Below are 5,676 nucleotides of genomic sequence, written 5' to 3'. Positions count from 1 at the left end.
CGGTGGCATCGGCCCGCCAGGGCCGATGAGGATCGCAACCCGAACGAGCAGGCAGCCCGCGCCGCCGCGGCCGCTCGTGGCATCGGCCCGCCAGGGCCGATGAGGATCGCAACTCGTCCGGGTTGCGGGTGTGGGATGCGGAGGTGGTGGGTGGCATCGGCCCGCCAGGGCCGATGAGGATCGCAACGACCAGGACACGCTCACCCTCGTAGACCGGGACCCCAGTGGCATCGGCCCGCCAGGGCCGATGAGGATCGCAACTCCTGCTGGGGAGAGGCCACGATCGCCGACGTCGTGCTGTGGCATCGGCTCGCCAGGGCCGATGAGGATCGCAACCGGGAGGTTCTGCCGACGCTGCGACTGCGAGCAGCCGGTGTGATGCCGACGGGCCAGTGTCGATGGGACGGGACAACAGGTAATCGCTGCGGGTGTGGTTATTTCCGAGGATGGCTTCGTCGTTGCCAGCCGTGGTGTTTGCCGCCGGTGATGTGGGTGAGGCGGTCGGCTTCGGCGGGGTGGAGTAGGTGGAGGGCGTCGTTGTTGCTGGCCCATCGGTGTTCGGCGACTTCGGTGGGGTCGGGGTCGGGTGTGGTGGTGCCGGTGAGGTGGGCTTCGAAGAGGAAGTGGACTTTGTTCTCGCCGGTGGATGATTCGGCGTGGGAGGTGCCTGCCCATAGCAGTTTCCCGGCGGTGGTGGTGAGACGGAGTTCTTCGTGGACTTCTCGGGTCATCGCCTCAGGTGGTGTTTCGCGCCCGTAGGGGTGGCAGCGTCCGCCGGGGAAGCTGAACTGTTCGTCGTCGGGTCCGCGGACGAGTAGGACTCGTCCTGCGGCGTCGCGGATCATCCCGGAGGCCCGAACTGGGAGTGTGGGGCGAGGGTGGCTTTCCGGGATCCAGCGGTGGATTTCGGTGACGGCGCGGGAGAGGTCTGCGGCGGCCCGGTAGCGGTCGGCGGCGGCGACGCGGGGGATTCGCTGGTGGTCGGGGTGAACCAGCAAGGCGCGGGCGCCTGCGAGGAGTGGTGCGTGTGAGTCCTCTCGTTCGTCTGGTCCGATGTGGACGACGTTGTCGACGTGGATGTCGTGATGGTGGGCGAGGGTTTCGAATGCTTGCGGGCCGGTTCCGTAGACGTGTCCGGTGCGGTGGGAGAAGTGGGTGGCCTCGAGCAGGGGGCCGAGTTCGGCGCGGATGAGGTCGGCGTGGCCGGTGTCGGCGGCGGCGAGGTTCGTGCTCACGGCGAGTCGGAGTTCCGGGTGGGCGTCGCGCAGTCCGGCGAGCAGTGCTCGCGCGGTCGGTGCGAGCAGCAGTGGCCGTGGTGAGTGCAGGAGGCAGCGCACTTTCCTTTCGGGCAGCGCGAGTTCCTCGGCGAGTTGGGTGATCAGGTGCGGCGTGGTGCGGGCGCGGGGGTAGAGCGTGCGGCGCAGCACGTCGGCGACGGTGGCTTCGTCGTGGGGTGATGCCGCTGCCAGGGCGGCGGGGAGCGTCGGGCCGCTGGTCGTGGCGAGGGCGCCGATGCTGAAGGAGACCAGCCGGATTCCGTGGTGGCGGTGGCTCATCTCTGCGGCCTCCGGTGGCCGGGGCAGTGGTTCGCGGGTTGTTCCAGGAGCCGGGCGAGTGCGGCGAGGTCGTTGCGAGCGGTGATGAGCTTCTTGCGCAGGGCGGGAACGCTCATCGCGGTGGTCTGTTCCGGGCAGAGCACCTTTCCCGCGCCTGGTTGCGGGGATTGGGGAGTGTCCGGGTTGGCGGCGACGCCGGGGATGACGTGCCCTGTTTCGTACATCCAGACCACGAGCTGGGTTCGGGAGCGGGCTCCGGTGCGGCGCAGCAGTGTGCTGGCCTGGGATCGGATTCCGGCGCAGCTGCGTTGCAGGTGGGTGGCGATCTCCGCGTTGGTCCATCCGCGGCTGATCAGTCGGGCGAGAACGAGTTCGGTGCGCGAGAGCACGGCGTCGAGGTCGAGCCGTTCGGTGCGATCCGGGGATTCGAGCATGGGGTTCTCCTTCCGGTCGTGGGGTCAGAGCGTGCCGAGGCGGGTGAGCGCGGCATCGACGTCGGCGCGGGCGGCGGTGAGCGTGCGGTGCAGGCGGGCCGCGGCGCGGCTGCGGGCGGCTGCGGACCCCAGCGGAGGAGGGCTGGCCGGGAGCCGGGCGTGGTCGGGGAAACCGGGCTGCCCGGGCACGACGTGGCCGCTTTCGTACATCCAGATCACCAGGCCGGATCGGGTCGTGGCCCCGGTTTTGCGCAGCAGGTGCCGGATGTGGCATTTGACGGTGTCTTCGCTGCGGTAGATCCGGGTGGCGATGGCGCTGTTGGTCAACCCGCACGACACCAGCCGCGCCACCTCCAGTTCGGCGGGCGTGACTGCGGCGTGCAGTTTCAACGGCGTGATCCGGTCGGGGTGTGAGTGGGTCATGGTCTTCCTCCGTTTCGTGGGTTGGCGCGGGCCCAGGCGCGTGCTTTGGCGGCGACGTCGGTGTCGTCCTGCCAGGGTTTGCTGACGCGCACGGTGTCGATCAACGCGTGGTCGTCGCGCTTGCCGCGCTGATCACCGTTGTGGACGGTGAAGTGGCCGTCGGGGCGTCCCCAGCGCAGCGTGATCCCGCGGGCGGGTTCGAAGTGCCATGCGCAGGGGAGCCCGTAGGTGCGAGTGGTCATCGGGTGAGGTCCTGTTCGGGGACGCGCAGCGCCGCAAGCAGTGGTGGGAGTAACCCCGCAAGGCAGCCGGGCTGGCCGGTGACGCTCGGGGAAGCACGTCACGCGGCCGGCTACCGGCACCCGCCGAAGGGGCGGTCAGGTGCCGGTGCACCCCGGAACGGCGGTCGGGGTCCGTCCGGTCCGGGGAGTTCGGGTCACCGCTGCTGGCCGGGAAACACCCAGGTGCGCGTCGCGCAGCGCGGGGGAGCGGTCGGGCAGAGCCCGCCGAAGCGATCGAGGCACTTCGCGAAACCGCGCAGCGACGCCGCGAGCCGAGTGCAGTCCTCAGCGGTCACGACGACCGGCTTCTCCACCGCAGCCACGAGTTCGAGAAGCCGTTGCTCAACGGCACGCGCCTGCTCGACCACCTCACCTGCGTTCGGAGGGTGTGATTCCGAGGAAGTCGGTGGTGAAGGCATGAACGGCTCCGTCTCTTCCGTTGCGGTTGCTCGGAGTGCCGGGATCTCGGCGGACGTGACGTGTCGCGACTCCGAAGCGTCCAACTACGACTTCGGACGGTGGTATAGCGTGCACCTAGCGGCGACTGACAACGTGACACTAACGCGAAAGTTTCGAGTAAACGATACCCTGGATGGGTGAGGTGCGGTTGATGCCTCGCCATGCTCAGGCAGGAGGAGATGATCGTGTCCACCAAGGATCCGCAGGTCGTGCTGATCCAGCTCGGAATCCTGCTTCGCCGCCTGCGCGAGGGGGAGCACCTGACCGCTGCGGCCGCTGCCGAGCACTTGGGCTGCTCGACGGCGAAGATCTCGAAGATGGAGAATGGCAAGCAGAGCATCAAATCCGACGAGGTCGGCAAGCTGCTCGAGCTCTACGGCGCCGACGATTCACAAGCAGCGGAAGCGCTTCGTCTGGCTGCGGTCCCGACTCCACGCCGCCGCGGTACGTACCGGGACAACGTGCCTGACTGGTTCCGCCGCTTCCTGGTCCTGGAGTCCGAGGCGACCGCGCTCACGATCTACGAGAACGAGGTCGTCGCCGGGATCCTGCAGAGCGAGGACTACGCGCGCACGGTCTTGACCGCTGGCTACCCGTTCGCATCTCGTCAGGAACTTGATCGGCAGGTCGAAGTTCGCCTTCGACGACGGGACGTGCTCATCAAGGAGGGCGCTCCGCACGTGGATGCCATCCTGCATGAAGCGACCTTGCACCGGGTCCTCGGAGACGATCGGGTGATGAAACAGCAGTTGGAGCTGCTCGAAGAGCTGGCCGCACTACCTAACCTCGATCTCCACATCCTGCCGTTTCGTGCGAAGGCGTCCGCCGGTACGGATGGAGCCTTCATCGCGAAAAGCTCGTTTGTGATGCTCCAGCTCGAATCGACCGGTGCCGTGGTCTATGTCGAAGACGTCGCTGGCGCGAACTACCCCGAGGAGGCCGCCGTCATCGAGGCCCACGCGAACGCTTATCGCCGCCTTCGTAACGCTGCTCTCACGCCCAACGAGTCGCTGGAGTTGATCGGTAAGGTGAAGACCCAGTACAGGTAGGGCGAGAGCAATGTGAGAGGTCGCTGCCATGACCAGCACTGAGCTGCGACAGCTGTCGTGGCGGGTTTCCAGCTACACCGGCAACTCTGGCAACTGCGTCGAGGTAGCAGGCTTGCCGACCGGAGCACGCGCGGTCCGCGACACCAAGGACCGCGACGGTGGCATCCTCATCCTGGACGCCTCCGCGTGGACGACGTTCCTCGCCCGCATCCAACAAGGCGCCATGACCGAGTAGCCAGCCGTCCAGCCGAGCTCGGCCGGCCCGCCAGGGAAGCAGCAGACAGGTGAAGTGATCACGTTGCGACCGGGCCGCGAAGTCGGTTCGCGTCGTTCGACGGCCTGCCCCTGAGCGACTGGTGGCCACGACGCAACCGAGGAAGGTCCGATCCCGCCCCACCATGACCCTCGCCCAAAACGTGCAACGCCCCTCCTAAAACCGCAGTTCGCAAAGGGTGCTCTCCACGCACGTGGAGGTGTTCCGCGGCGGGCGATCGGAAAGTACCGGCAGCAGTAGTGCTCTCCACGCGCGTGGAGGTGTTCCGCTCGGCCCCTACACCTGGTGGGCCACCGACGAGTGCTCTCCACGCGCGTGGAGGTGTTCCGTCAGCAATTCGCTGAGAATAGGGAGTGGAAATGTGCTCTCCACGCGCGTGGAGGTGTTCCGGCCCCGCAGACGCCGCAGGAGAAGGCGGAGCAGTGCTCTCCACGCGTGTGGAGGTGTTCCGCACCACGGGGTGGCACCGACGAAGGTGCTCCAGAGGTGCCCTCCACGTGAGTGGAGGTGTTCCGGCGTGGACGAGCAGCCACGCGAGGATCAGTGGGACGTGACTCTCTACGCGCGTGGACCGCAGGAATCGCCGAGCTCATGAGAGAGCGGGCCAAGGCTCGTCGAGGATCTCGACCGGCCCAACGTCGAGATCCAGGTAGTGCCGTTCGGAGTCGGTTACTACATGGGCCAAGGCCACGACTACAGCATCTTCGGGTACGACACGAAGCCTCCGGTCAGTATCGTTTACCTCGAACACCATGACGCTGGTTCGTATGTGGATGACAGCAAGCGAGCGGCGCAGTCCCTGGGGCTGTGGGAGCAGCAGAAGGCTGCCGCGGTAGGCCCGGAACAGACGCGCCGGTTGCTGCTCGACTTCGCGGACGAGCTGTAGTTCGTTCGCCCGAGCACCGACGTTGAAGGATCGCCGCAGGGATGACCCCGATCGACGCAGACGCCGCCCGCCGCACCCGGGGAGTCTGGTTCAAAAGCTCGTACAGCAACCCGAACGGCAACCAGTGCGTCGAGGTGTGCGTCGGTGCCGATCTCGTGCGCGTTCGCGACAGCAAGGAGCACGGGGAAGGTCCGGTGCTGGGGGTCTCGGCCGCACGGTGGACCGCCTTCATCGACTTACTACTTGTAACAAAACTGATCTTGGTGGCACGGTGGTCGTAGGTTGGTCTTGTTGTCGTTGTGGAGGTGTCTGGT

General features: G+C 67.0%; 8 protein-coding genes, 1 pseudogene and 2 CRISPR repeat arrays. Of the genes and pseudogenes, 4 read left to right on the top strand and 5 right to left on the bottom strand.

Annotated elements, in window-relative coordinates; translation table 11 throughout:
• Window positions 1-2 precede the first annotated feature (2 nt).
• Window positions 3-336: a CRISPR direct-repeat array (repeat unit 37 nt; unit sequence GTGGCATCGGCCCGCCAGGGCCGATGAGGATCGCAAC).
• 98 nt (window positions 337-434) lie between these two features.
• The 5 genes from LCD35_RS29310 to LCD35_RS29290 all read right to left on the bottom strand — a co-directional run bounded on the left by LCD35_RS29310 (window position 435) and on the right by LCD35_RS29290 (window position 3,062).
• Window positions 435-1,427, bottom strand: a complete 993-nt coding sequence (locus LCD35_RS29310; RefSeq protein ID WP_225045290.1) for an NUDIX domain-containing protein — start codon at window positions 1,425-1,427, stop codon at window positions 435-437.
• Between the two features lie 125 nt (window positions 1,428-1,552).
• Entirely contained in the window at window positions 1,553-1,990 is a 438-nt protein-coding gene (locus LCD35_RS29305; RefSeq protein ID WP_225045289.1) for a response regulator transcription factor, read from the bottom strand.
• Between the two features lie 24 nt (window positions 1,991-2,014).
• Window positions 2,015-2,413 carry a helix-turn-helix transcriptional regulator gene (locus LCD35_RS29300; RefSeq protein WP_225045288.1) on the bottom strand — a complete coding sequence of 133 codons (399 nt, stop codon included), beginning with the start codon at window positions 2,411-2,413 and terminating at the stop codon, window positions 2,015-2,017.
• Entirely contained in the window at window positions 2,410-2,655 is a 246-nt protein-coding gene (locus LCD35_RS29295) for a hypothetical protein (RefSeq protein ID WP_225045287.1), read from the bottom strand. Before LCD35_RS29295 ends, LCD35_RS29300 begins: the two co-directional genes overlap by 4 nt.
• Before the next feature lie 194 nt (window positions 2,656-2,849).
• Window positions 2,850-3,062, bottom strand: coding sequence for a hypothetical protein (locus LCD35_RS29290; RefSeq protein WP_225045286.1), 213 nt, complete (start codon window positions 3,060-3,062; stop codon window positions 2,850-2,852).
• A gap of 276 nt (window positions 3,063-3,338) precedes the next feature.
• Here LCD35_RS29290 and LCD35_RS29285 point away from each other — a divergent pair, with 276 nt between their 5' ends.
• From LCD35_RS29285 to LCD35_RS29270, 4 genes and pseudogenes are all read left to right on the top strand, one after another.
• Window positions 3,339-4,202: a helix-turn-helix transcriptional regulator gene (locus LCD35_RS29285; protein ID WP_225045285.1), complete on the top strand. Its 864-nt coding sequence runs from the start codon at window positions 3,339-3,341 to the stop codon at window positions 4,200-4,202.
• Between the two features lie 28 nt (window positions 4,203-4,230).
• Window positions 4,231-4,437 carry a DUF397 domain-containing protein gene (locus LCD35_RS29280; RefSeq protein WP_225045284.1) on the top strand — a complete coding sequence of 69 codons (207 nt, stop codon included), beginning with the start codon at window positions 4,231-4,233 and terminating at the stop codon, window positions 4,435-4,437.
• A 217-nt stretch (window positions 4,438-4,654) separates the two neighbouring features.
• A CRISPR array of direct repeats spans window positions 4,655-4,991; the repeat unit is 29 nt; unit sequence GTGCTCTCCACGCGCGTGGAGGTGTTCCG.
• Between the two features lie 104 nt (window positions 4,992-5,095).
• Window positions 5,096-5,362, top strand: a pseudogene (locus LCD35_RS29275) (Scr1 family TA system antitoxin-like transcriptional regulator); the annotation flags it as partial.
• A 41-nt stretch (window positions 5,363-5,403) separates the two neighbouring features.
• The gene (locus tag LCD35_RS29270; RefSeq protein ID WP_225045283.1) at window positions 5,404-5,643 is read left to right on the top strand and encodes a DUF397 domain-containing protein; all 240 of its coding nucleotides are present in this window, start codon (window positions 5,404-5,406) and stop codon (window positions 5,641-5,643) included.
• The last annotated feature ends 33 nt before the right edge of the window (window positions 5,644-5,676 follow it).

This window comes from Saccharopolyspora sp. 6V, from assembly GCF_020176785.1.
GTDB lineage: Bacteria > Actinomycetota > Actinomycetes > Mycobacteriales > Pseudonocardiaceae > Saccharopolyspora_C > Saccharopolyspora_C gregorii.
Note: the sequence above shows the minus strand (reverse complement) of the source record. Positions and strands in the feature narration are given on the sequence as shown.

Bases quoted from the DNA above. Each gene is read 5' to 3' on its own strand.
- LCD35_RS29295 (WP_225045287.1), bottom strand. From the start codon at position 2,655: ATGACCACTCGCACCTACGGGCTCCCCTGCGCATGGCACTTCGAACCC.
- LCD35_RS29305 (WP_225045289.1), bottom strand. From the start codon at position 1,990: ATGCTCGAATCCCCGGATCGCACCGAACGGCTCGACCTCGACGCCGTG.
- LCD35_RS29270 (WP_225045283.1), top strand. From the start codon at position 5,404: ATGACCCCGATCGACGCAGACGCCGCCCGCCGCACCCGGGGAGTCTGG.
- LCD35_RS29280 (WP_225045284.1), top strand. From the start codon at position 4,231: ATGACCAGCACTGAGCTGCGACAGCTGTCGTGGCGGGTTTCCAGCTAC.
- LCD35_RS29300 (WP_225045288.1), bottom strand. From the start codon at position 2,413: ATGACCCACTCACACCCCGACCGGATCACGCCGTTGAAACTGCACGCC.